This window comes from Micromonospora sp. NPDC049004, assembly GCF_040649315.1.
Lineage (GTDB): Bacteria > Actinomycetota > Actinomycetes > Mycobacteriales > Micromonosporaceae > Micromonospora.
In genome coordinates this window covers 40,548-65,088 of sequence record NZ_JBEZFG010000007.1, presented here as the reverse complement: position 1 = coordinate 65,088, position 24,541 = coordinate 40,548, and the positions used below count along the sequence as shown (strand labels likewise).

General features: G+C 71.7%; 21 protein-coding genes and 2 tRNA genes. 8 read left to right on the top strand and 15 right to left on the bottom strand.

Annotated elements, in window-relative coordinates:
- Positions 1-15: 15 nt before the first annotated feature.
- Complete coding sequence (locus AB0B97_RS21395; RefSeq protein ID WP_357495817.1) at positions 16-954, bottom strand: ribose-phosphate pyrophosphokinase; 939 nt, start codon at positions 952-954, stop codon at positions 16-18.
- Between the two features lie 77 nt (positions 955-1,031).
- Between AB0B97_RS21395 and glpK the strand changes: the two genes are divergently transcribed.
- A complete protein-coding gene (gene glpK, locus AB0B97_RS21390) occupies positions 1,032-2,516 on the top strand; it encodes a glycerol kinase GlpK (protein ID WP_357495815.1) in 1,485 nt (494 codons plus the stop codon).
- 397 nt (positions 2,517-2,913) lie between these two features.
- On the opposite strand, the gene AB0B97_RS21385 is transcribed toward glpK, so the two are convergent.
- Positions 2,914-3,747 carry a phosphoribosylaminoimidazolesuccinocarboxamide synthase gene (locus AB0B97_RS21385; protein WP_357495813.1) on the bottom strand — a complete coding sequence of 278 codons (834 nt, stop codon included), beginning with the start codon at positions 3,745-3,747 and terminating at the stop codon, positions 2,914-2,916.
- Between the two features lie 146 nt (positions 3,748-3,893).
- Here AB0B97_RS21385 and AB0B97_RS21380 point away from each other — a divergent pair, with 146 nt between their 5' ends.
- Complete coding sequence (locus AB0B97_RS21380) at positions 3,894-5,225, top strand: extracellular solute-binding protein (RefSeq protein ID WP_357495811.1); 1,332 nt, start codon at positions 3,894-3,896, stop codon at positions 5,223-5,225.
- Positions 5,226-5,322: 97 nt separating this feature from the next.
- Here AB0B97_RS21380 and AB0B97_RS21375 read toward each other — a convergent pair whose 3' ends face one another.
- The 7 genes from AB0B97_RS21375 to AB0B97_RS21345 all read right to left on the bottom strand — a co-directional run bounded on the left by AB0B97_RS21375 (position 5,323) and on the right by AB0B97_RS21345 (position 11,852).
- Positions 5,323-5,574 (bottom strand): hypothetical protein, encoded by a 252-nt coding sequence (locus AB0B97_RS21375; RefSeq protein WP_089019121.1) that lies wholly within the window; start codon positions 5,572-5,574, stop codon positions 5,323-5,325.
- A 205-nt stretch (positions 5,575-5,779) separates the two neighbouring features.
- Positions 5,780-5,856: transfer RNA gene (locus tag AB0B97_RS21370), tRNA-Met, on the bottom strand.
- A 136-nt stretch (positions 5,857-5,992) separates the two neighbouring features.
- A tRNA-Met gene (locus tag AB0B97_RS21365) sits at positions 5,993-6,066 on the bottom strand.
- Positions 6,067-6,126: 60 nt separating this feature from the next.
- Entirely contained in the window at positions 6,127-7,068 is a 942-nt protein-coding gene (locus tag AB0B97_RS21360) for a hypothetical protein (RefSeq protein WP_357495808.1), read from the bottom strand.
- Entirely contained in the window at positions 7,058-7,567 is a 510-nt protein-coding gene (locus tag AB0B97_RS21355) for a SigE family RNA polymerase sigma factor (protein WP_234587648.1), read from the bottom strand. Before AB0B97_RS21355 ends, AB0B97_RS21360 begins: the two co-directional genes overlap by 11 nt.
- Positions 7,568-7,754: 187 nt before the next feature.
- Positions 7,755-10,742: a UPF0182 family protein gene (locus AB0B97_RS21350; protein ID WP_357495806.1), complete on the bottom strand. Its 2,988-nt coding sequence runs from the start codon at positions 10,740-10,742 to the stop codon at positions 7,755-7,757.
- Positions 10,743-10,838: 96 nt separating this feature from the next.
- Positions 10,839-11,852, bottom strand: a complete 1,014-nt coding sequence (locus AB0B97_RS21345) for a PDZ domain-containing protein (RefSeq protein ID WP_357495804.1) — start codon at positions 11,850-11,852, stop codon at positions 10,839-10,841.
- Between the two features lie 115 nt (positions 11,853-11,967).
- Between AB0B97_RS21345 and AB0B97_RS21340 the strand changes: the two genes are divergently transcribed.
- Positions 11,968-13,287, top strand: a complete 1,320-nt coding sequence (locus AB0B97_RS21340) for a zinc-dependent metalloprotease (RefSeq protein WP_357495802.1) — start codon at positions 11,968-11,970, stop codon at positions 13,285-13,287.
- Between the two features lie 110 nt (positions 13,288-13,397).
- Here AB0B97_RS21340 and AB0B97_RS21335 read toward each other — a convergent pair whose 3' ends face one another.
- Both AB0B97_RS21335 and AB0B97_RS21330 read right to left on the bottom strand, forming a co-directional pair.
- Positions 13,398-14,003 (bottom strand): hypothetical protein, encoded by a 606-nt coding sequence (locus AB0B97_RS21335; protein ID WP_357495800.1) that lies wholly within the window; start codon positions 14,001-14,003, stop codon positions 13,398-13,400.
- Between the two features lie 342 nt (positions 14,004-14,345).
- Complete coding sequence (locus AB0B97_RS21330) at positions 14,346-14,876, bottom strand: M48 family metallopeptidase (protein ID WP_234587656.1); 531 nt, start codon at positions 14,874-14,876, stop codon at positions 14,346-14,348.
- A 526-nt stretch (positions 14,877-15,402) separates the two neighbouring features.
- Between AB0B97_RS21330 and AB0B97_RS21325 the strand changes: the two genes are divergently transcribed.
- The 3 genes from AB0B97_RS21325 (at position 15,403) to AB0B97_RS21315 (ending at position 18,250) form a co-directional block, all read left to right on the top strand.
- A complete protein-coding gene (locus AB0B97_RS21325) occupies positions 15,403-15,570 on the top strand; it encodes a DUF5679 domain-containing protein (RefSeq protein ID WP_007464795.1) in 168 nt (55 codons plus the stop codon).
- Positions 15,571-15,794: 224 nt separating this feature from the next.
- Positions 15,795-16,907 (top strand): hypothetical protein, encoded by a 1,113-nt coding sequence (locus tag AB0B97_RS21320; protein ID WP_357495798.1) that lies wholly within the window; start codon positions 15,795-15,797, stop codon positions 16,905-16,907.
- Positions 16,904-18,250: an AarF/ABC1/UbiB kinase family protein gene (locus tag AB0B97_RS21315; protein ID WP_234587657.1), complete on the top strand. Its 1,347-nt coding sequence runs from the start codon at positions 16,904-16,906 to the stop codon at positions 18,248-18,250. Before AB0B97_RS21320 ends, AB0B97_RS21315 begins: the two co-directional genes overlap by 4 nt.
- Before the next feature lie 293 nt (positions 18,251-18,543).
- Here AB0B97_RS21315 and AB0B97_RS21310 read toward each other — a convergent pair whose 3' ends face one another.
- From AB0B97_RS21310 to AB0B97_RS21300, 3 genes are all read right to left on the bottom strand, one after another.
- The gene (locus AB0B97_RS21310) at positions 18,544-18,909 is read right to left on the bottom strand and encodes a WhiB family transcriptional regulator (RefSeq protein WP_007464802.1); all 366 of its coding nucleotides are present in this window, start codon (positions 18,907-18,909) and stop codon (positions 18,544-18,546) included.
- Positions 18,910-19,038: 129 nt separating this feature from the next.
- Positions 19,039-19,290 carry a hypothetical protein gene (locus tag AB0B97_RS21305; RefSeq protein WP_357495795.1) on the bottom strand — a complete coding sequence of 84 codons (252 nt, stop codon included), beginning with the start codon at positions 19,288-19,290 and terminating at the stop codon, positions 19,039-19,041.
- A 122-nt stretch (positions 19,291-19,412) separates the two neighbouring features.
- Positions 19,413-21,578, bottom strand: a complete 2,166-nt coding sequence (locus AB0B97_RS21300; protein WP_357495793.1) for an ATP-dependent DNA helicase UvrD2 — start codon at positions 21,576-21,578, stop codon at positions 19,413-19,415.
- A 93-nt stretch (positions 21,579-21,671) separates the two neighbouring features.
- On the opposite strand from AB0B97_RS21300, the gene AB0B97_RS21295 reads away from it, so the two are divergent.
- A complete protein-coding gene (locus tag AB0B97_RS21295) occupies positions 21,672-21,914 on the top strand; it encodes a mycoredoxin (RefSeq protein WP_234587660.1) in 243 nt (80 codons plus the stop codon).
- A 70-nt stretch (positions 21,915-21,984) separates the two neighbouring features.
- Here AB0B97_RS21295 and AB0B97_RS21290 read toward each other — a convergent pair whose 3' ends face one another.
- Positions 21,985-23,283, bottom strand: a complete 1,299-nt coding sequence (locus tag AB0B97_RS21290; RefSeq protein ID WP_357495791.1) for an MFS transporter — start codon at positions 23,281-23,283, stop codon at positions 21,985-21,987.
- A 217-nt stretch (positions 23,284-23,500) separates the two neighbouring features.
- Here AB0B97_RS21290 and AB0B97_RS21285 point away from each other — a divergent pair, with 217 nt between their 5' ends.
- Positions 23,501-24,481, top strand: coding sequence for a helix-turn-helix transcriptional regulator (locus tag AB0B97_RS21285; RefSeq protein WP_234587664.1), 981 nt, complete (start codon positions 23,501-23,503; stop codon positions 24,479-24,481).
- Positions 24,482-24,541 lie beyond the last annotated feature (60 nt).

Here is a 24,541-nt window from a genome sequence, read left to right as displayed (position 1 = left end):
CCGGCGCGGGCGGGCTCACCCGAACAGGGCCGAGACCGACTCCCCGTTGTGAATCCGGCGCATGGCCTCGGCCAGGGCGGGAGCCACCGAGAGGACCTGGAGTTTCCCGACCCGCTTCTCGGCCGGGATGGGGACGGTGTTGGTGCAGACGATCTCCAACACGCCGTCCTGGTCACTGAGCCGCCGCAGCGCGTCGCCGGAGAACAGGCCGTGCGTGCAGGCCAGCCGGATCGAGCGCACCTTCAGGCCGCGCAGATGCTCCATCAGCTCGACCACGGTGCTGCCCTTGGCGATCTCGTCGTCCAGCACGATGACGTCCCGGTCGGCGACCTCGCCGATCACGGCACTGATCTTGACCAGGTCGTCGCTGAACCGCTGCTTCGCACCGGCCGCCACCGGCGTGCCGAGCAGCCGGGCGAAGGCGGCGGCCTCCTTGGCGTTGCCCAGGTCCGGCGAGACCACCACCGTGTCGCTCAGGTCGTAGCGCCGGAAGTGGGTGGCCAGCTCGCGCAGCGCGTGCAGATGATCCACCGGGACGCTGAAGAAGCCGTGCACCTGCGGCGAGTGCAGGGTCATCGCGAGCACCCGGTCCGCACCCGCCGAGGTGAGCAGGTCGGCGACGAGCCGAGCCCCGATCGAGATGCGCGGCGCGTCCTTCTTGTCCGAGCGGGCGTACGCGTAGTGCGGCAGCACCACGGTGATCCGGCCGGCGGACGCGCCCCGCGCCGCGTCGATCATCAGCAGCAGCTCGACGAGGTTCTCCTGCACCGGGGGGACCAGCGGCTGGATCAGGAAGACGTCCCGCTCCCGGCAGTTGGCCTGCAACTGCACTTCCAGGCAGTCGTTGGCGAACCGGGAGACCCGCACCGGATGCAGCGGCACCCCCAGGTGGGCGCAGATCTCGGCAGCCAGGTCGGGATGGGCGGTTCCACTGAAAACGGCGATGTCGCGCACGTTCGCACATCGTAGGCGAAGCCCCGGCCAACGTGACGTCTGTCGCTCCGCGCCGCCGGTTTGGGTACGGTGCTGCCGTGAGGACCGAGTACGTCGCCGCCATCGACCAGGGCACCACCTCCTCGCGGTGCATCGTCTTCGACTCCGCCGGGGACATCGTCGCCTCGGCCCAGCGCGAGCACCGGCAGATCTTCCCCCGGCCCGGCTGGGTGGAGCACGACGCCGAGGAGATCTGGGACAACGTCCAGCAGGTGGTCGCCGAGGCGCTGCAGGCCGCCGGCACCGACGCGGCCGGGCTCGTCGCCGTGGGCATCACCAACCAGCGGGAGACCACAGTCGTCTGGGACCGGGCCACCGGCCGCCCGGTGGCCAACGCCATCGTCTGGCAGGACACCCGCACCGGGCCGCTGCTGCGCGAGCTGGCCTCGGCGTACGGCGAGGAGCGCTTGCGGGCCCGCACCGGCCTGCCGCCGGCCACCTACTTCGCCGGCCCGAAGCTGCGCTGGCTGCTCGACGAGGTCGACGGCCTGCGCGAGCGCGCCGAGCGTGGCGAGGTGCTCTTCGGCACGATGGACAGCTGGCTGATCTGGAAACTCACCGGCGAGCACGTCACCGACGTGACCAACGCCAGCCGGACCATGCTGATGGACCTCGCCACCCTCGACTGGGATCCGGAACTGCTGGACGCGCTGGGCGTGCCGGCGGCGATGCTCCCGGAGATCCGCTGCTCCGCCGAGGTGTACGGCACCGCCACCGGCGTGCTCGCCGGCGTGCCGGTGGCCAGCGCACTCGGCGACCAGCAGGCCGCCCTGTTCGGGCAGACCTGCTTCCAGCCGGGCGAGGCGAAGTGCACCTACGGCACCGGCAGCTTCCTGCTGCTCAACACGGGCGCCAGCCCGGTGCCCTCCACCCACGGCCTGCTCACCACCGTCGCGTACCAGATCAAGGGCCAACCTCCGGCGTACGCCCTGGAGGGCGCCATCGCCGTCACCGGCTCGCTGGTGCAGTGGCTGCGCGACAACCTCGGGCTGATCTCCAGCGCCGCGGAGGTGGAGGACCTGGCCCGCACCGTGGACGACAACGGCGGCTGTTACGTGGTGCCGGCGTTCTCCGGGCTCTTCGCCCCGCACTGGCGCAGCGACGCGCGCGGCGTGATCGCGGGGCTGACCGGCTACATCACCAAGGGGCACCTGGCCCGGGCGGTGCTGGAGGCGTCGGCGTGGCAGACCCGCGAGGTGGTCGACGCGATGAACGCCGATTCCGACGTGGCGCTGCGCCGACTCCGGGTGGACGGCGGGATGACCGCCAACGGCCTGCTCATGCAGTTCCTCGCCGACGTGCTCGACGTGCCGGTGGTCCGCTCCCGGATCACCGAGACCACCTGCCTCGGCGCGGCGTACGCGGCCGGCCTGGCGGTGGGCTTCTGGCCGGACCTGGTTACGTTGCGCGCGCAGTGGCGCTCGGACGCGCAGTGGGAGTCGACGATGGCACCGGAGCTACGCGACAGCGAGCTGCGCCAGTGGCGCAAGGCCGTGCAGCGCACGCTCGACTGGGTGGAGTGACAGAGGCGACCAGGTGAAGCGCCGCGCAGGCGTCCGGACGAAGCGGCGCGCGGACGCCCGGACGAAGCGGCGCGCGGACGCCCGGCTGGAGTGCCGTAGGCCCGGTGCCGGACCGGCCAACCGTCCCAGCCAACCGTGCCCGGCCAAGCACCCACGTGTGCGTCCTTTGCTCTGCTTCAGCGGAGGCAACAGAAAGGTGCCCTGAGTGTTGCGCCGGTTGAAGCAGAGCAAAGGACGCACAGTGGTGCCCCGGCCCAGCGAGCGACCCGGCCCAGCGAGCGACCCGGCGCAGCGCGCGACCCGGCGCAGCGCGCAACCCGGCGCAGCGGGCGACCCGGCGCAGCGGGCGACCCGGCGGACCGAGAGACCCGGCGGACCGAGGGGCCTGGCGGCCCGCTCAGCTCCAGCGGTTGCCGGTGAGCTTCTCGTAGACCTCGACGTAGCGGGCGCGCGTCGCCTCGACGACCTCGGCGGGCACGTCCGGCGCCGGAGGCAGCTTGTTCCAACCGCTGCCGGTGGCCCAGTCCCGCACGTACTGCTTGTCGTAGGAGAACTGCACCCGGCCCGGCTGGTACGACTCGGCCGGCCAGAACCGCGACGAGTCGGAGGTGAGCAGCTCGTCGGCGAGCACCAGGGTGCCGTCCGGCGCCCAGCCCAGCTCGATCTTGGTGTCGGCGATCAGGATGCCTCGGTCGGCGGCCAGCTCGGCACCGCGCCGGTAGACGTCGATGGTGATCTGTCGCAGCCGTTCGGCGGTCTCCTCGCCCACCTTGTCCACCACGTCGGCGTACGTGATCGGCTCGTCGTGCTCACCGGCCGGCGCCTTGCTCGACGGCGTGAAGATCGGCTCGGGCAGGATCGACGCCTCGACGAGCCCGCGCGGCAGCGGTACGCCGGACACCGCGCCGGTGCGCTCGTACTCCCGCAGGCCGCCGCCGGTGAGGTAACCCCGGGCGACGCACTCGACCGGGACCATGTCCAGCCGCTGGCAGCGGATGGCCCGCCCGGCGAACTCGGCCGGCACGTCGGTGGCCGAGATGACGTGGTTCGGCACCAGGTCGGCGAGCTGCTCGAACCACCACAGCGAGAGGGCGGTGAGCAGCCGGCCCTTGTCCGGAATCGGTGTCGGGAGGGGCACGTCGTAGATCGAGATGCGGTCCGAGGCGACCAGAATCAGGTCGTCGCCGTCGGCGTACACGTCCCGGACCTTGCCCGAGTGCAGAAGTTCCACGCGCCCTAGTACACCACGCGACGACGAGGGGCCCGTTCCGGCCACCCATACCACCTGCGGGCTGCCGGGTGACCGGACGGACGTTGACACCCTCCTGCGCCGCCTGCGTGAATGGTCCGACCCGTCCGTACGTGCCAGGAGACCTCGTGCCCGTTGCCCGTCCCCCGATCGCCCGCTTCGGTGCCGACCCGGGCCGACGCCGAGTGCTCACCGCGCTGCTCGGCGCACCCCTGCTGGCCACCGGCGGGCTGGCCGGATGCAGCGACGGCGCCGACACCTCGACCCAGGACGGGCCGATCGAGCTGTCGGTCTTCTGGTGGGGCGGGGCGAGGCGGGCCGAGTTGACGGAGAAGGCCCTCCGGCTGTACTCGCAGCGCAACCCGCAGGTCAGCTTCCGGGTCACCTGGCAGGGCGCCGACGGCTACTACGAGCGGTTGGCCACCCAGGCGGCCGGCGGCAACGTTCCGGACCTGATCCAGCTCGACGACGCCATGCTGACCGAGTACACCGAACGCCAGATCGCCCTCGACCTCACCGAGGCGACCGCCGACAACCGACTGGACCTGCGTGGCCTGCCGGAGGGTCTGATCCGCTACGGCACCGTGGACGGGCGGACGATGGCGGTGGCCGCCGGGCAGACTCTCGCGGCCGTGGTCTTCAACCGTGACCTGCTGCGCGAGCTGCGGGTGCCGGAGCCGCGCGGCGGGATGCCCTGGGCGGACTACATCGCCTGGGCGCAACAGGTCACCGAGGCGAGCAACGGCCAGGTGGCCGGCACGATGGACGCGTCCGGCGACTACCGCGCCCTCTGGCTCTGGCTGCGGTCCCAGGGCGGCGAGTTCTACCGCGGACGGCAGCTCGGCTTCGGCGCCGAGGAGCTGATCGCCTGGTTCGAGCTGTGGCAGCGCGCCCGCACCGGACGCGCCACGCCGGGCGCGGCCCTCGTCGAGCAGGCCGACAGCGGGGAACCGGCCCGGCAGTTGGTGGTCACCGGGTTGACCGCCGCGTCCTTCGCCTGGTCCCACCAACTGCCGGAGATGCAACGACTCAGCGATTCCGAGTTGGGTGTCGTGGGCTTCCCCGGCCCGCCGGGCGCCCAGTGGGCGCGGGCGTCGATGTACTGGGCGGGGTTCCGGGGCACCCGCCACCCGGACGCGGTGGCCGACGTGATCAACTTCCTGACCACGAACGGAGAGGCGGGCACCATCCTCGGCCACGAGCGTGGTCTCAACGCCAGTCTCGCCGTGCGCCGCTACACCGAGGGCAGCATCACCGACCCTGCTCAGAAGCGCGCCGCCGCGTTCGGCGCCAGCATCGCCGACCAGCTGGGGCCGGCCCCCGCGCCACCGCCGAAGGGCCACCCCAAGGTGCGTTCCCTGCTGGTCACCGCGGCGGAGAGCCTCCGCGCCCGGCGTACCGGCACGCGGGCGGCGACCTCACGTTTCCTCGCCCAGGCCAACGCCGCCCTGGCAGCCTGACCCACCGGCGGACCACCGCCGCCCGCCACGCCTGCCAACCGGCCCGGCCGGCCGTCGTCGACAGGTGGTCGTCGACGGCCGGCCCGATGGGCGACGGTCAGCGCGGGGGGCCACCTCGCCGGTTGCGCGTCAGACGCAGCACCAGGAACACGATGATCGCCACCACCACGAGGCAGCAGAGCAGACCGAGAAAACCGAAGCCGCCGCCACGGGAGCGCCGCCGGGCGGCCTCCACCACCAACTCGCCGGTCCCCGTGGACGCCCAGGCCGCGACCGGCACGAAGACCGCCAGGACGACCGCACCGAGGACCGCGCTGAGCCGGCCCCACCACTTCCCGAATGAAGACATGCGCCCATCCTCGCCGAAGGACGCAACCTCGGCACGACGGTCCACGCCGAATTCACGCCGTTCGGACGGAGCAGATCGAAATCCACAGAGGTGATCGGATTCGGCGAGCACCTCGCACCCATCGCGCCGGTGGTGGGCGGCCTTCGGCCGGAAACAGAAGACCCGGCCCCACGATCTGGGGCCGGGTTCCGGTGTGCACTTTCCGTGGTAGCGGGGACAGGATTTGAACCTGCGACCTCTGGGTTATGAGCCCAGCGAGCTACCGAGCTGCTCCACCCCGCGTCGACTGGTTAACCCTAACCCATCCGCCCCGACGATGATCAGCGGGGGCCTCGGCGGCCCGGACACGGGCTCCGGACACGGGCTCCGGACATGGCGAAAGCCCGCCCCCGGATCTCCGGAGACGGGCTTTCAGTCGTAGCGGGGACAGGATTTGAACCTGCGACCTCTGGGTTATGAGCCCAGCGAGCTACCGAGCTGCTCCACCCCGCGTCGGCTCGTTAACCGTAGCGCACCGACCCGGGGCACCGCAAAACGACTCCGATACCGCCGTCAGCCCAGCCATTTCTCGATCGCCGCCACCGCCCGCCGGCTGTCCGCGTCGACCTGCGCGCGCTCGGCGGCGGTGTACTCCCAACCCTGCTCCCAGAGCACCGTCACCACGTCATAGACCCGGACCGCACGGACCAGTCGCACCTCGTACGCGCCCGGGTCGCCCATGCCCTGCGGGTACGGGGCTCGCAGCTCGAACAGCACCGACTCGTCGCCGTACGCCCCCGGGTCCAGCAGTCGCTGCCGCCAGATCCTGGTGTCGTCGGGCATCGTCTGCTGCGGGCAGGCGCGGACGGCCTGCCGCAACTCGCGCAGCGCGTCGTCGGCGCGACCGGGACGGTAGATCGCGATGCTGTGCCGGTAACTGCCGTCCGGCACGTTCCCCTGCGGGGTCTCCGGTCGCTTGTAGGCGATCGACCGGGCGCGGCGCTGCACCACTGCCGATTCGCTCCGATAGCGGGTCCCACACAGCGGCGGCAGGACCGGGCCCGGCGCGGTCGACTCCAGGCCGGTCCGGTTGGCGGCCGCCAGGACGAAGAAGGCGCGGTCCGGGATCGAGGTCGGTGGGTGGGCGCTCGCTCCGCCGGTGGGCTCGGCCGACCGCGTACCGCTCGGGGTCGCGCGCGACGGCGTCGGGGACGAGGGTGCCGTCGACGGCGAGGCGGACGGGGACGAGGAGGGCGCACGAGCCGACCCCGTCGGCAGTGGGGAGACCGGCGTGGCGGCCGGTGGTGGCAGCGGCGCGGGCCGGTCGGCGGAGAACGCCAGCCGCCCCCCGACGGCCACCCCGCCGAGCAGCACCGCCACCGCCAGCGCACTGCCGGCCACCCGGACCCGCGCCCGCCGGTCGGCGTGCCGCCGGACCAGCTCGGGGTGGGCCACCTCCACCCCGTCGGCCACGACGGTGAGCGACCGGTACAGGTCGGAGAGTTCAGCTGACATCGTTCGCCTCCAGCTCCTCGATGTGGACGTCGGGCAGCAGCACGGCCAGCCGGGACCGGCCGCGGGCCAACCAGGACTTGACGGTGCCGAGGGGTACGCCGGCCTCCCGGGCGATCTCCTCGACCGGCAGGTCGAAGAGGTAGTGCAGGGCCAGCGCCTGTCGCTGCGCCGCCGGCAGTTGGCGAAGCGCGTGCACGAGCAGCACCCCGTCTTCGCTCGGTGGGGGCGCGGTCGGTGGCGGCCCGCTGCGGCTCACCATCGCCCGCGAGCGGTGCAGGCGCCGCCAGCGGTCGTTCGCCAGCCGGGACACCACCAATCGCAGCCATGCTTCGGGCGCCGGATGCTCCGACAGTCGCCCCCACTGCCGCCAGGCCCGCGCGAACGCCTCCTGAACGAGGTCCTGCGCCTCGGTGTGGTCACCGGTCACCGCGTAGCCGTAGCGCATCATCCGCCGGGCGGTGCTGCGGTAGAACTCGTCGAAGCTCTGTGCGTCCCTCACGCCTGCCCCCTTGTCCGCGCCCCGTTGCATCACTGACGGCGGCGGGCGGTCGCGGGTTGCGGTTCAGCCGGACAAAGCATGTCGGAGAGGCGACAGGCCGGCATAACGTACGGACGCGACGGAGCCCCCGACGCCAGGACCGGTCAGGTCCGACGACGAGGGCTCCGTGGTGCTCCTCGGGCGCTGGTCAGCCGCCCGTGCCGGCGCTCGGGGTGGCGCTCGGCGCCGGCGGCGCACCGCCGCTCGGGTTGTTCGCCTGCTGCGCCTGCTGGAACGCGGTGAGCGCCTCGTCCAGCGCCTTGAGCGCGCGACCGTACCGCTCGAAGTCGCCGGAGGCCTGCGCGGCGCGGACCTCGGTGATGGCGGCCTGCACCCGGTCCGCGGCGGTGGCCAGCTCGCCGGTCGGCGGCGGGTTGGTGCCACCCGGCGTCGGGGTCGCGGTCGGCGACGGGCTGGTGGGGTTGCCGCCCGTGGTCGGCGGCGGCGACGTGCCCTGCCCGGCGCGCTTGCCCTGCTCCACCAACTGCTTGATGCCGTCGTTGATGTTGTCGGCGAGCGCCACGAACGAGCCGCCGTCACCGTAGGAGAGCAGCACCTTCTGCAGCAGCGGGTACGCGTCCTGCTGGTTGCTCTTCACGTAGACGGGCTCGACGTAGAGCATGCCGTCGGCGAAGGGCAGCGAGAGCAGGTTGCCGTACTGCACCTGCGCCTGGTTGCTGGAGAGCAGGTTGAGCTGCTGGCGGATGTTCGCGTTGTTGGTCATCTGCTGGTGCACCTGCACCGGGCCGGAGATCCGGGTCTGGTCCGGCAGCTCCAGCACCTCCAGCCGCGGCTTCCCGTCGACGTACGACCCGGAGATCAGCGCGGCCAGGTTCTGCCGGCCGTTCGGGGTGACCGCCGAAGTCAACTGGAATCGTGGGCCCTCCTGGCCCGGGAACTGGGTGAACAGGTAGTACGGCGGCTGCTTCTGGCCGCTGTCCGGCGCGTCCGGCACATTCGGCACCTGCCAGAAGTCCTGCGCCGAGTAGAAGTCACCCGGGTTGGTCACGTGGAACTTGGTGAGCAGGTTGCGCTGCACCTTGAACATGTCGGCCGGGTAGCGCAGGTGCTCGGTCAGCTCGACCGGGATGTCCGCCTTCGGCTTGATCAGGTCCCCGCCGAACGCCTTGTTCCATGCCTTGAGCACCGGGTCGGTGTCGTCGTACTCGTAGAGCGTCACGGTGCCGTCGTACGCGTCGACGGTGGCCTTCACCGAGTTGCGCATGTAGTTGACGTCCTCCCGGGCCAGCTGGAAGGTGCCCCGGTTGGTCAGCTCGTCGGTCGTCTCGACCTGGAGGTTGACCCGCTCGGCGTACGGGTAGGTCGCCGCCGTCGTGTAGCCGTCGACGATCCACTGGACCCGGCCGTCGACCACCGCCGGGTACGGGTCGCCGTCCAGGGTGAGGAACGGCGCGACCTTCTCCACCCGGTCCCGCGGGTTACGCACGTACAGCAGCTTGGAGTCCTTGTTGACGGCCTCGGAGAGCAGGAAGTTCGACTCCTGCTCCTTGATGGCGTACAGCAGTCGCCGGGTGAAGGAGCCGATCTTGACGCCGCCCTCGCCGGTGTAGGTGTAGGACTCGCCGCCGCCCTCGCCGACCGGCCTGTCGAACTCGGCCTTCTTGTTCGGGTCGGACTGGCCGACGATCGCGTAGTCGTCGGGCGCCATCCGCTCGCCGTAGTAGATGCGGGGCTGCTTGGCCGGGATCTGCTCGGTCTGCGAGGAGCACGCCTCCTGGGTCCGCTCGCCGAGGAAACCCGAGACGAAGAACGGCTGCCCGCCGCACACCACCTGGTTCGCCGGGGCGGCCACCAGGCCGTACCCGTGGGTGTAGACGGTGTGCCGGTTGATCCAGGTGTTCTGCTGGTCGGTCAGCTCGCCGTAGTTGATCTCCCGGACGCCGACGACGTAGTCGGAGGTCTTGCCGTTCACCCCGTACCTGTCGATGTCCAGCTTGGGGCCGAAGTCGTAGAAGCCGCGCACCTGCTGGAGCTGGGTGTACGTCTCGCTGACCAGCTGCGGGTCGAGCAGCCGCACGTTCGACACGACTGACGTGTCGGTGGCCAGGTTCGCCGGTGGGGTGAGGTTGCTCGCCGCGTACGGCGTGGTCTCGGTGGCGCCCAACCCGAACGCCGCACGAGTCGCGTCGATGCTGCGCTGGATGTACGGCGCCTCCTTGTCCTTGGCGCTCGGCTTCACCTCGAAGGTCTGCACCGCCCAGGGGTAGATGCCGCCGATCGCCACGGCGGAGACGCCGAGCAGAGCGAGCGAGATGCCCGGCCACACCAGGTTCCGCATCCAGGCGTTGGAGAACACGATGATCGCGATCGCCACGACGATCGAGATGTACGCCAGGATCTCCTTCGCCGGCAGCAGCGCGTTGACGTCGGCGTAGCCGGCGCCGTACAGCTTGGCGCCCTCGTTGTACTCCAGCAGCATCGCCCGGCGGTCCAGCACGTACGCCAGGGCCTTGAGCAGCACGAACACCGCGACGAGGGTGCTCAGGTGAGCGCGGGCCGCGTTGCTCATCCGGTCGCCGATGCCCTGGAGGCGGACCCCGCCGAAGAGGTAGTGCACCGCCAGCGCGCCGATCAGGGCCAGCACCACGGCGGTGAAGCCGACACCGAGCAGGTAGCGCCAGAACGGCAGCTGGAAGACGTAGAAGCCGATGTCGACTCCGAACTCCGGGTCCTTGACCCCGAAGTCACCGCCGTTGCGGAAGAGCAGCCACTGGTTCCACCGGCTCTGCGCGGACAGGCCGGCGAAGAGCCCGACCACGGCGGCGGTGAGCGCGATCCAGGTGCCGAGGCGCGGGCTGAGCGCCATCCGGTAACGCTCCAGGGTGGCCTGCTCCACCGAGTGCGGCCGCAGCCGCGGACGCAGCCGGTGCGCCAGCCACAGGTTGCCGCCGACGATCACCGCCATGGCGAGCCCGATGACGAGGAACAGCGTCAGCCGGGTGAGCAGCACACCGGTGAAGACCTCGGTGTAGCGGACCTCGTCGAACCAGAGCCAGTCCGTCCAGGCCTGGACACCCCAGCCGAGCAGGGTGAAGAGCACGAACACCCCGACCAGGACAGCGATGGTGACGCGGCCGCGCCGGCTCATCCTCGGCAGGGGGCTGCTGCTACGCATTACCACTGTTGGCTCCGCACGCTCGATGTGATCGGCTCCGATCAGGCACCCAGAGTACGGGGTGTTCCTGAGCGTGTCGGGGCACGGTCACACCGGTCAGCAGCGGGTCGGCTGACCACCGGCGCGCAACGTCTCCAGAGCGGTGAGCGCCTCGTCCAGCGAGCCCACCTTCAGCAACGGCAGGTCGGGCTGCGGGTTGCGGACCGCCTCGGCGCAGTTGTCCGCCGGCACCAGGAAGACCTTGGCCCCCGCCTGCTTCGCGCCGACCAGCTTCTGGGCGATCCCGCCGATCGGGCCGACAGTGCCCTCGTCGTCGATGGTGCCGGTGCCCGCGATGACCTTTCCGCCGGTGAGGTCGGCCGGGGTCAGCTTGTCCACGATGCCCAGGGCGAACATCAGGCCGGCGCTCGGGCCGCCGATGTCCCCCAGGTCGATGCCGAGCGTGAACGGGTGCGGCTGCTGCTGGTCGATCTCGACGCCGATCCGCGGCCGACCGTCCTGCTCACGGCTCGTCACCGTCGCGGTGGCCGCCGCGCCGTCGCGCGTGTAACCGATGCTCAGGGCCGTACCGGCCGGCTTGGCGCGGATCAGCTCGGTGACCTTGGCGGCCACCGGCACCGGCTTACCGTCGACCGAGGTGACCACGTCGCCGACCTTGAGCACCCCGGCGGACGGGCCGTCCGCCGCGACCGTCTTGATCACCACCTGCACGGGGAAGCCCAGCTCGCGCAGCGCGGCGGTCTCGGCGCTGGTCTGCGACACCTTGAAGTCCTCGGCGTTGCGCTGCTCGACCTGCTCCGTCGACTCCCCCGGCGGGTAGACCAGCTCGCGCGGCACCACCGCCTCGTCGTCGGAGAACCAGCCGGCGATGGCCGAGCGGAGCCGCACCGTCGGCTGCACGCCCACCGTCGTCAGCCGGAGCTGGCCGGCGGAGGTGGAGGTCTCCCGGCCGGTGACCTGGATGACCTCCTTACCGTCGGCCGTGCCGAGGGTGTTGACCGTCGGGCCCGGGCCGAGCACCACGTACGGGATCGGCACCCGGAGCACCCCGATGCTGAGCAGGGCGGTGAACAGGGCACCGAGCAGGACCGTCAGGCCGCGACGTCTCATGCGCCAGAGCGTACCGATTGCGTCGGGCCCACCCGACGGATGCGCCGCGCGACTTCGCCCTCAGCGCAACGCCAGCGGCGGCTACCTGGGGCGCGGCCCGCGTACCGTAGACGTCGTGCCTGATATTCCGTTCGGTTTCGCGCTCCCGGGTGGGCAACCACCAGACCCCAACGATCCCGCGCAGATGCAGCAGTTCATGTCGCAGTTGCAGCACCTGCTCTCCGCGCCGGGCAGCGGGCCGGTCAACTGGGACCTGGCCCGGCAGGTGGCGGCCAGCCAGCTCGCCGCCGCTGGCGACCCGGCGGTGTCGCCGTACGAGCGCAACGCGGTGGAGGAGGCGTTGCGCCTGGCCGACCTGTGGTTGGAGCCGGCGTCGTCCTGGCCGTCGGGCATCCAGTCCCCGGTCGCCTGGAACCGCAATGAGTGGATCTTCAAGACGCTCGACGTGTGGCGCAAGCTCTGCGACCCGGTGGCCAGCCGCATGGTCGGCGCGATGGGCGACCTGGTGCCGCCGGAGGCGCGCGCCCAGCTCGGCCCGATGCAGTCGATGGTGGCGACCCTCGGTGGCGCGCTCTTCGGCGGTCAGCTGGGGCAGGCCCTCGGCTCGCTCGCCGCGGAGGTGCTCTCCGCCGGTGACATCGGGCTGCCGCTCGGCCCGGCCGGCACGGCCGCGCTGATCCCGGCCAACATCCGCGCGTACGGCGAGGGCCTGGAGCTGCCCGAGGACGAGGTCCGTCTCTACGTGGCGCTGCGCGAGGCCGCCCACCAGCGGCTGTTCCAGCACGTCCCGTGGTTGCGCGGGCACGTTCTCAGCGCCGTGGAGATGTACGCCTCGGGCATCCGGGTCAACCGCGAGGCGATCGAGGAGGCGATGGGCCGCGTCGACCCGACCGACCCGGAGTCGATGCAGGCGATCGCCCTGGAAGGCATCTTCACCCCGGAGGACAGCCCGGCGCAGAAGGCCTCTCTGGCCCGGTTGGAGACCGCGCTGGCCCTGGTCGAGGGCTGGGTGTGCCACGTGGTGGACAGCGCGGCCAGTGACCGCCTGCCCAACGTCGTCCGGTTGGGCGAGGCGTTCCGTCGCCGCCGGGCCGCCGGCGGCCCCGCCGAGCAGACCTTCGCCGCGCTCGTCGGCCTGGAGCTGCGCCCCCGCCGGCTGCGCGAGGCGGCTGCCCTGTGGGCGGCGCTCACCCAGCACCGCGGCATCGAAGGCCGGGACGCCGTCTGGGGTCACCCGGACCTGCTCCCGTCGGACGACGACTTCGCCGACCCGGTGGCCTTCGCGATGAATGACATGGACCTGAGCGAGCTGGACAGCTTCGACTTCACCGCGCCCGGTGGCGCAAAGGAGAAGGCGCCGGGCCAGCCCGACGACACCGAGGGCGACACCAACACCGACGGCGACGGCAGCACCGACGGCGACAGCAAGGCCTGACGCGCGAGCCCGGGTGCCCGCGCCACGCGGTGGCGGGCACCCGGCCCATGTCCGCGCCAGGTTGCCCGGTCCGCAAGGCGGCTGATCGGGCGGGGTGCCCGGTTGCCTGGTCAGGCCGGACGGCCCGAGCCGGACAGCAACGCGCGGGTGGCCTCCCAGCCCTCGAAGGCCGGGTCCAGGCTGGCGAGGTCGGCCGGACCGCGCTGCCGCCGCCAACCGGCCGTGACTGCGACGTCCCCGGGCGCGGAAGCACCGGCCCGGGCGTCCGCCGGCATCGACGTGTCCAGGTCCAGCGGAGGCAACCACACCGGCACGGGCAGTCGTACGGCCACTCCGAGCAGACCGGGGCCGCCGCCCTCCACCGGCGCCACGGCGACCGACCGGGTGGTGAGCGGGCGCAGCAGCTTGCCGACGGTCAGCGCGGGCAGGTCGGGCACGTCAGCGGAGAGCACGGCAGCCTGGTCGTAGCCGTCCAACGCGGCGAACACGGCGTTCGGCGTCGGCTCGGCCACCTCGTGGACAGCGGTGCCGGGCCAGACCAGCGCGTCCGCCAGCGGACGGTCGGCCGGGGTCACCGCGACGGCGACGTCCACCTCGTTGAGGGTGGCGACCAGGTCAATGACGTCCTCGGCGAGCGCCGCCCGCCACTCCGCCCGGTCGACGCCGGGGGGCGACCAGTGCACCCGCCCGAGCATCACCACCACAACCCGCGCCATGACCCGACCCTAGCGCCCCGCCTCGGCCGACTCGATCCCGCCGCACGACCACCTGATCGGGTCCCCCCGGAAGTCGGGGTGTCCCGGTGGCCCGGATGCCCCGATTTCCCGAAACCCGAGTCGATCAACGTCGGCCAGCCCTCGCCCGGGCCGAATCTTGGACAGTTTCCGTTCGAAGCTGACGGAAACTGTCCAAGATTGCCAATCACGGCGCGCTGCAGCGCGCACGGCTGCGCCCGCACGGCCCGCCGCACAAACGGCCCGACGCACGCGCAGAGCGGCGCGCAGCCAGAGCGCGCGACCAGGGCGTACGCAGGCGGGGTGCTCGGGGGCGTCTGTCGATCAGGTGGGGACGGGGGCGCAGGAGGCGGCGGCGACGCCCTCCAGGTAGCCGCGGGCGCGCTCCGACTTGGGGTAGCGGCCGACCAGCGCCCAGAAGCGGGCGTTGTGGCTGGGCACGATGAGGTGCGTCAACTCGTGCAGCAGCACGTAGTCGATCACCCAGTCGGGCATGTCCTGGACGCGGTGCGAGATGCGGATGCTGCGGTCGGCGGGGGTGCAGGAGCCCCAGCGACCGTTCTGGTTGGTGACCCAGCGGACGCTGGCCGGCACCGCCTTCGCGCCGTACCCGCCGAGGTAGAGATCGATCAGCCGGTTGGCCCGGGCGACCAGCTCGTCGTCCGAGCGGGCGAGCCGGCCCTCGCGGGCGGCGAGTCGCGCCAACATGCGGTCGACCCACTCGCTCTCCTCGGCCCGGGAGAACTGGTCCGGGATGAGGACGACCACCCGCTCACCGTCACGGTACGCAGACACCGTGCGTCGCCGACGCTGGCTGCGCCGCACCTCGACGACCGGCTTACGCGTCCCCGCCATCACTGGCCCGCGCAGCCTCGGCTACGTGTCACGAAGGAAAGCTAATGCGTACTGACCAGGGGTCCGCAAGAGTCAACCGCACGACACGCGCCCAAAAAATGGTGTTTGGTCGCCCAGCGTCCCGAAAATTTCTTGGGCCGGTCGTCGCCGGGACGCCGCCGGGACGTCTCGTCACCCACCGTGTACGTCGTCGGCGCGGCACCGCGCGGGCTCCCCTCCACCGTAGGTGATCACTGTGCTCCGCGCTGCCTCGGGGGCACTCGCACGGGTGGCTGTGAGGGTTTGGTCGGCGTGTCCCCGCCAAACTGACTTATCCGACCTAATTCGCCATGCACACTCTCGACGTCGACTTGCTCACAGGCCGATGCACAGCTGACATGGAACTGCCCAGACCTGGGTAGGGTCCGCGGACCAGCGGTCACGAAGGTGACCGTGGAGTGAGACCCAGCGCCGGCGCCCCGTGTGGCCCGCCGCCGGGCACCCCGCCGGGACCGTATTGACCGGCGGACGAGACGAGGAGGGCACCGTGGCCGACCAGGCCCAGACCTACAACGGTTACTGCGTGAAGTGCAAGGAGAAGCGGGACTTCGAGGGGCACGTGGAGGTCTCGAAGACCGGAATGAACATGGCCAAGGGCAAGTGTCCGGTTTGCGGCACAACAGTGAACCGGATTCTCGGCAAGGCGAAGGTCTGACCGTACGGATCGACGGGGGCGGGACGGCCGTGGTGGCCGTCCCGCCCCCGTTGCGGTTCCGAAGAAGGGCCACTGCGGACGCCGGCCAGGCTGTCGGGTGGCGGACAACACGCCCGGTGGCCTGTGGATAACCCGCCAGATCCTGTGGACAAGGCTGGATACCGCCCCGGCCGCCTGTGGACAACGATCGACCGAGCGCAGGGATGCGGTCACGATTCGTCACCATGAGTCGTACCCCGCTGCCCCGCCCCACGCTTCTTCCCGGCCTCAGCCGGCTCTGGCGGGATCGGCACACCCTCCAGATCGGTGTCGGTCCGGGGCCCGCCGTGCTGGTGGAGCTGGCCAACCCGCGTACCGCCGCCCTGCTCGACCTGCTGGACGGCACCCGCAGCGAACGCGACGTGCTGACCCAGGCGCTCGCGGCCCAGGTCGGCACCGACGACGCGCGTACGCTGCTGGACGCCCTGCGCGCGGCGGGCCTGCTGGTGCCGGCGCACAGCCTGCTCCCCCGCGACCTGGCGGGACCGGTCCGGGCCCGGCTCGCCGCCGAGGCCGGTGCGCTGGCCCTGGCCGCGGCCCGGCTGCCCGGCACTCCCGCACAGGTTCTGCGTCGTCGGCGGGCGGCCCGGGTGCTGCTCACCGGCGCCGGTGCGCTCGGCGGACCGCTGGCGGTGGCGCTGGCCCAGGCCGGCGTCGGGCAGGTGATCCCGCACCTCACCGGCCCGGTACGGCCGATCGACCTGGTCGGTACGGGCATCCCCGCCACCGAGCTGGGCCGACCGCTGGCCCCGGCGATCCGGGCGGCGATCGAGCGTGTCGCGCCGGGTACCGGCACTCACCCGGTCCGGGCCGCCCGGGTGGATCTGGTGATCCAGCTCGGCACGGACCGTCCGCCCGCGCTGCTCGCCGCCGGTCTCGCCCAGCGCCGTCAACCGCACCTGCTGGTGACCCTGCGCGAGGGCGTACCCGTCATCGGGCCGTTGGTCCGACCACCCGCCGGACCCTGTCTGCGCTGCGTCGAGCTGCATCGCGCCGACCGCGACCCGGCCTGGCCGGGGCTCGCCGCCCAGCTCGCCGCGGCTGAGCCGATGGCCGCCGGCGCGACCGGCACCCTGCTCGCTGCCATCGGGTACGCGGTCGCGGAGGTCCTGGCGCACCTCGACGGCGGCCACCCCGAGACACTGGGTGGCGCCATGGAGATCACCGGGGCGGGCCGATTCCGCCGCCGGGGATGGCCGCCGCATCCGGCGTGCGGGTGTTCGTCGAGCCGGGTGTACGCACCAGCCCGGCCGCACAGCAGCAGCGGACCCCTCCGGTCGGTAACAATGGCGAAGTGACCGACATCCCGCGCCGGGCCGTGTCCCGGACCGCCAAGCTCGCCGCTCTGCCGCTCGGCTTCGCCGGCCGGACCGTCCTCGGCATGGGTAAGCGCGTCACCGGGCTCGCCTCCGACGTGATCTCCGCGGAGATCCAGCAGCGCACCGCCGAGCAGTTGTTCAGCGTGTTGGGCCAGCTCAAGGGCGGGGCGATGAAGTTCGGCCAGGCGTTGTCGGTCTTCGAGGCGGCCCTTCCGGAGGAGATCGCCGCGCCGTACCGGCAGGCCCTGACCAAACTTCAGGAGGCCGCGCCGCCGCTGCCGGCCGCGAGCGTGCACAAGGTGCTGGCCGAGCAGCTCGGCCCCGACTGGCGCGACAGGTTCGTCGAGTTCAACGACACCCCGGCTGCTGCGGCGAGCATCGGTCAGGTGCACCGGGCCCGGTGGCGTGAGCCGGGTTACGGCCCGTCCGGCGAGCCGAACAGCCGCGACGTGGCAGTCAAGATCCAGTACCCGGGTGCCGGCGACGCGCTGCTCGCCGACCTCAAGCAGCTCTCCCGGCTGGGCGGCATGTTCCGGGCGATCCAGCCCGGCCTCGACGTCAAGCCGCTGCTGGTCGAGCTGCGCGAGCGGATCACCGAGGAGTTGGACTACGAGCTCGAGGCCGAGTCGCAGCGCACCTTCGCCGCCGCGTACGCCGACGATCCGGAGATCTTCATCCCGGAGGTGGTCTCCGCCTCACCCCGGGTGCTGGTCACCGAGTGGGTGACGGGCACCCCGCTGGCGGACATCATCCGCGAGGGCACCGAGGAACAGCGGGACGAGGCCGGCCGCCTGATGGCCACATTGCACCTCTCCGCGCCCCAGCGGGCCGGTCTTCTGCACGCCGACCCGCACCCGGGAAACTTCCGGCTGCTGCCCGACGGCCGACTCGGGGTGATCGACTTCGGTGCGGTGGCCCGGATGCCCGAGGGCACGCCGGAGCCGATCGGCCTCATCGCCGGGCGGGCCCTGCGCGGCGACGCGGACGGGGTGGTGGCGGGACTGCGGGACGAGGGTTTCATCGGCCCCACCGACGAGATCGACGCCGAGGGGGTCCTCGACTTCCTCCGTCCGATGCTGGAACCCATCGCGGCCGACGGGTTCCGCTTCACCCGGGCGTGGCTGCGGGCCGAGGCGGGCCGGCTGGCCAGCCCTCGCTCCCCCACGTACCAGCTGAGCAGGCAGCTCAACCTGCCCCCGTCGTACCTGCTCATCCACCGGGTGACGCTCGGCTCGATCGGGGTGCTCTGCCAGTTGGAGGCCAAGGCGCCGTACCGCAGCATCCTGGAACGCTGGCTGCCGGGCTTCGCGCCGGTCGCCTGAGGATGTGCGGAAGGGCGGGTGCCGGTCGGCACCCGCCCTTCTGTGTGGGGTGGTACTAGAGAACGCCCAGGTCGCGCGCCGACTGGTTGCGGCTGTTCATGGCGACGGTACGGGCGGATCGGGTTGCCTCAGTGCTCGTGGTGGTACGACCGGCCTGAGGCCGGCGCATTCGAGCCCTGGTCAACGCTTCGTGGAGTAGTTGCATCTCGAAGGCTCCACTCGGAACGTTCAACATCGTTTTCTCACTCACTGCCGGTGTGCCACCGGCGTAGTTGGTACGGGTCGGGAACATGTCAGGCTGCCAGCCGGACCGCGCCACGCACCTCGGACAGCCCACTGGCCGCCAAGCGCGCCTCGGCCTCGACCCGGAGCTCGGCGTCACGAGCGACGTCCTCCTTGCGCGGACGGCCACGGGGCCGCTTGCGCGGAACGACCGCGCCACGCTCGAAGATCTCGCCGCCCCAGACGCCCCACGGCTCCGCTCGCTCCACCGCCCCGGCCAGGCACTCGACGCGCAGCGGGCAGTCCCCGCAGAGCGACTTGGCCAGCTCGAGCTCGGCAGGCGAGTCGGAGAACCACAGGTCGGGGTCGAACTTCCGGCAGGGCAGGTTCGCCTCCAGCTCGACGCTCACATCGAGGGGGGCCAACGCCAGACTCATCTCCCGGTCACCTCTCTCTCACTTCGATCTCGTGGATCGCATTCCGACGTACTTCGGCGGGGCAAAAAACTGAGGCCGCGGATCCCGGTAGCGGGTTCCGCGGCCTCGAGGTGAGCCGGTGTCTGAAGATCAGACCGGTCTACCTCGAGGTGGAACGCCGCGGACATCCGTGCGCTTCTTGGCGCCATCGATGTCCATGCCCGTGAAGCCACTGGTCCCCTCGACTCCGGCGATCGGCGCAACGGTCAGATTCAGCTCGGCCTGAACCTGGTGCACCTGCGGAACCGACGGTCGTGCGGCCGCAAGGGCCACCCGGACAGCCGACAGCGGAGCGTGGACAGACGGCATCGCCGTCAGACGCTCATAGGTGAAGATCTCCACGGTGGCCACCTCCCTCACGTTCCTCGAATCGACCGGACCAACCCCCGTGAGCAGCCGGAATGGCGCCGCTCGCGTGGTGTGTTCTGAGGCTATTCCTCGCCCGGGGGCGAGGGCAAACGAATTTACGACGAGATTTCGAAAGTTTTCTCCGGGCAGACGTCGTCCACCCCCGCGCCCTGCACGAGCGCCAGCACCGACTCCCCGTAGAGGCCCAGTTTGCGGGGGCCGATGCCGGCGATGGCGATCAACTCTTCCGGCCGGCCGGGACGCCGTTCGGCCAGCGCCGTCAACGTCGCGTCGGTGAACACCACGTACGCCGGGACCTTCTGCGCGCCGGCCACCCGCTGCCGCCACTCGCGTAGGCGTTCGTGCAGCTCATCGTCGATGTCAGACGGACAGGTGGGGCACCGACCCAGCTTGCGGTCGGGGCCGGCGAGCAGGGTGGCGCCGCAGATCCGGCAGGACACGATCTGCGTCCGGCGCCGTTCGGGACGGCGCGCGGGACCGGTGGAGGCGCCGGCCCGCTCGGTGCCGCCGGAGCGGTCCAGTTGGGGCAGGAACCGCGACGGCCGCCGGGCACGCCCGCCCGGCGAGCGTGCGGCGGCGTACGACAGCCAGAGCCACTGCCGCGCGCGGGTGATGCCGACGTAGAGCAGCCGGCGTTCCTCCTCGACCTGTTCGACGGTCTTGGCGTACGTGGTGGGCAGGGTTCCCTCGGCGAGGCCGATCAGGAAGACCGCGTCCCACTCCAGGCCCTTGGCCGAGTGCAGCGACGCCAGGGTGACCCCGTCCACCGTCGGCACGTGCTGCTGGGCGGCCCGGCGGGCCAGTTCCTCGGTGAAGTCGGTGAGGGTGACCGGACGCTCCACCGACGCCGCCTCGCCGATCGGCACCACCTCGGGGGTGGCCGCGTACTCCTCGGCGAGCTGGACCAGCGCGGACAGGGCCTCCCAGCGCTCGCGGGCGGCGCCACCGGCCGGGGGCGCGTCCGGGGCCCAGCCGACCGCGGTGAGCGCCTCGACCACCGCCGTCGGCAACGGGGTCTCCCCGGGGATCGAGCGGGTGGCCGACCGCAGGGCGACCATCGCCTGACGCACCTCGGTCCGCTCGAAGAACCGCTCCGCGCCCTGCACCACGTACGGCACGGCGGCCTCGGTGAGCGCCTTCTCGTACGCCTCGGACTGCGCGTTGACGCGGAACAGCACGGCGATCTCCTTCGCCGGGGTGCCCGCGTCGATCAGCGACCGGCAGCGCGCGGCCACCGCGTTCGCCTCGGCCGGCTCGTCGGTGAAGATCCGCAGGTCGGGTTCCGGTCCCGGGGGGCGCTGTCCGCTCAACTCCAGTCGCAGCCGCGCCTCGACGCCGCGGGCCTGGGAGATCACCGCGTTGGCCAGCCCGACGACCTGCGGGGTGGAGCGGTAGTCGCGGACCAGCCGGACCACCGTGGCGTTGCGGTGCCGGCGCGGGAAGTCGACAAGGTACGACGAGGTCGCCCCGGTGAACGAGTAGATCGTCTGGCTGGCGTCGCCGACCACTGTCAGGTCGTCGCGGCCGCCCAGCCAGGCGTCCAGCAACCGCTGCTGGAGCGGGTTGACGTCCTGGTACTCGTCGACCACGAAGTGCCGGTACTGACTGCGGACCTGCTCGCCGACGTCCCGGTGCTCCTCGATGCCCCACACGGCGGCGCGCAGCATGTCCTCGAAGTCGATCACCCCGTTGGAGCGCTTGAGCTGCTCGTACGCGGTGAACACCTCGGCGACCTTCGCCGGCTCGTGCGGCGTGTCCCGCAGCGCCCGGGCCGCCGACACGACGTAGTCCCCCGGCTCCACCAGCGACGACTTGGCCCACTCGATCTCGCCAGCCAGGTCCCGTGCGGCGGCCCGGTCGGTACGCAGGCCGACCCGGGCGGCGGCGAGGGTGACCAGGCGCACCTTGCTGTCCAGCAGCTCGGGCATGGCCCGGCCAGCCAGCAGGCGGGGGGCGAAGTACCGCACCTGGCGCAGCGCGGCGGAGTGAAACGTCCGCGCCTGGACACCGTGCGCCCCGAGGACTGTGAGCCGGTGTCGCATCTCGGCGGCTGCGCGGGCGGTGAAGGTGACGGCGAGCACATGCCGCGGGGAGATCTCCCCGGACAGCGCCCGGTGGGCGATCCGGGAGGTGATCGCGCGGGTCTTGCCGGTGCCGGCGCCGGCGAGGATGCAGACCGGGCCGGCGGGTGCGGTCACCGCGGAGCGCTGCTCCGGGTCCAGCCCGGCAAGGACGCCTTCCGACGCTGAGTGAACCACCACAACCAGGAATCATCTCAGCTCCTCCGGACGTTGTAGCGGACAGCCTCGGCTTGATCCGCAAGCCGGTGGTCAGAGGAGTTGGAGGATCCGACCATGCTGACGATGTATTCCACCCCCTGGTGCGGCTACTGCCACCGGTTGAAGTCGCAGCTCGACCGGGAGGGCATCGGGTACGAGGTGGTCGACATCGAGCGGGATCCGGAGGCCGCGGAGTTCGTGATGAGCGTCAACGGCGGCAACCAGACGGTGCCGACGCTGCGCTTCACCGACGGCAGCGCCCTGACCAACCCCTCGATCACCCAGGTCAAGCAGCACCTGGCGACCCTCAGCGCCTGACCCGGCCCGGGTCACCTCTGGACGAACGGCCGCCCACCTCCGGGCGGCCGTTCGTCGTGTCCGGCATCCGTCACCGTCGGGGCGGTCGCCGGGGCCCGGTGGCCACCGGCGCGTCGATGTCGGCGTCGACCGGGCGGCGCGGCGCTGGGAGGGTCGGACGGGTAGGCGGTGTGGGCCCATGACCGTCGGCCGGCGCGCTCAGGTGCCGGCCCCGCCAGAGGTAGACGCCAGCGGCAAGCGTGGCCACCCCGACCAGCAGGAACAGGGCCCGGTAGTCGAGGACGCCGACCAGCAGGGCGCCGGCGCCGATGGAGAGCGCCTGCGGGCCGCTGACCAGCGCCTGGGTGGCCGCCGCGACCCGTCCGACCAGCCCGGCGGGCGTACGTCGCTGGATCAGCGTCTGCAGGCCCACCATCGTCAACGGCAGCGAGACACCGGCCAGCAGCACCGCCACGACCCCCAGCCGCAGATCGGGGTACGCGAGCGCGAGCGCGGCCGGGGAGAAGAAGGCCACCCCGGCGGCCAGCGTGCCGATCTCGCCGAGTCGGCGGACCAGCGCCGGTGAGCAGATCCCACCGAACAGCCCGCCGACGCCCTGCACCATGACCAGCACGCCCACGAACGCGGCGTCCCGATCCAGACCCTGGTCGACATAGGCGAAGATCAGCGACTCGCTGAAACCCATCACCAGCGACCCGAGCCCGTAGCCGAGCAGGGCCCGGCGCAGCGCCGGCTCGCCGGTCAGGTGCCGCAGGCCGGCGCCCAGCTCGGCGGGCCACCGCAGCCGCGCGCTCGGCGGCGTCAGCGCCGGGCTCGGCACCGCGGTCACCACCAGGGCCGCGATCACGAAGCCGACCATGCCGATCCCGGCCAGCGCCCACCCGCCGAGCGCCGCGTAGAGCGCCGCGCCGACCAGCGGGCCGACCAGCCGCAGCCCCTGGCGTACGGTCTGCAGCACGCCGTTCGCCTCGGCGAGCAGCTCCACCGGCACCAACTGCCGGATCAACCCGCTGAGTGCCGCGCCGAGCGTGATGGACGACAGCCCGTAGAGGGCCGCCACCAGGTAGACGAGCCAGACGTCGCCCGCGTCGCGGACGGTGAACAACGGGACCAGCAGCAGCGCGGTGACCACGTTCGCGGTCACGAAGAAGGGCCGCCGCGGGTACCTGTCGACGAACCAACCGACCAGCGGCGCCAACGTCATCGGGGCGATGACGGCGAAGATGATGCCGCCGGCGAGCCCGTTGGAGCCGGTCAGGTCCTTGACCCAGATGGCGAGTGCGAGCAGCAGGATCGACTCGGCGGTCATGCTGGCCAGCAGGCCGCCGAACAGCAGGCGGAAGTCGGGTCGGCGCAGGACGGTGCGCATGGGGTCCCTCCGGCGGGGTGGCGTGCCCGGCTGGGCGCGTTCGACGGGGCTGGGACCAGGGGTCCGTCGTCGTCCGGCGTATCCGTGGTCCATTTTTCGACAAGACACGCCCCCGCCGGAACCTCCGACGCCGGTCGCGCCGTCCATACTGACCGTGGGGGGCGAATTTCATACAGTTACCGTCGCGTCTGCGGCGGTCGACGGGAAAGAGGACACTGTGCCTCCTGCCGCACCCAGCCCGATCATGCGTCGCCGACGGTTGGGCATCGAACTGCGCAGTCTGCGCGAAGCCGCGGGCCTCACCGGTGACCAGGTTATCGAACGGATCGGTTGGGCGTCCGCGTCCAAACTGTCCCGCCTGGAGAACGGCCGCAGCCGACCGGACCCGCAGGATGTCGGCGTTCTGCTCGACCTCTACGGGGCCGACACCGCGTCGCGCGAGGAGTTGCTCGGGATCGCCGGCGAGGCCGGTGACATGCGCGGTTGGTTGAAGAACTTTCCGGTGATGACGCAGCAGCAGCGCAGTTGGGCTGAACTGGAGGCGGGCTGCGCGGAGATCTCCGAGTACAACCCGGTCCTGGTGCCGGGTCTCCTGCAGACCGCCGGGTACGCGAAGGTCCGGATCGTCTCGGCCCGCCAGGTGAGCGAGGGCGCCGGCGAACCGGAGCCGGCCGACGAGCCGGAGACCGAGGTGCAGGCCCGGTTGGCCCGGCAGACGCTGCTGACCCGCGAACCGCACGCGCCGAGCTACACCGCAGTGCTGGAGGAGGCGGCCCTCGGCCGCCGCGCCGGCCCACCCGAGGTGCTGCACGAGCAGCTGCACCAGCTGTGCGACCTTGCCCTGCTGCCCAACGTGACGCTGCATCTGCTTCCACGGGACACCCAGATCGGCGATTGGTACCTTCCGCCGACCGCCTTCTCCCTCTATCGGTTCGCCGATCCGCTCGATCCGGAGACATTGGCCATCGAAGGGGGGTTCACCGACGTCATGTCGACCGAGGCAATCACGCTAAATCGCTATAAAGTGGTGTTCGAGTGGCTATGCACGGCGGCACTAGACGCCTCGGACACCCTCTCCTGGCTGATCGAGGCGACGGGACGGCTGACCGGGGCGACGCCCCCATCCACAGTGGCGTTCGGGCCGGCAACGGCGCCGACCCAACGCCGCCGGGCCTCGGGGCGACTGACGGATCGGTGATCCACGGGGGACCCTCCGTCGGGGCGTGCGGCACCACTCGTCCCATCGGATCGGTTCACA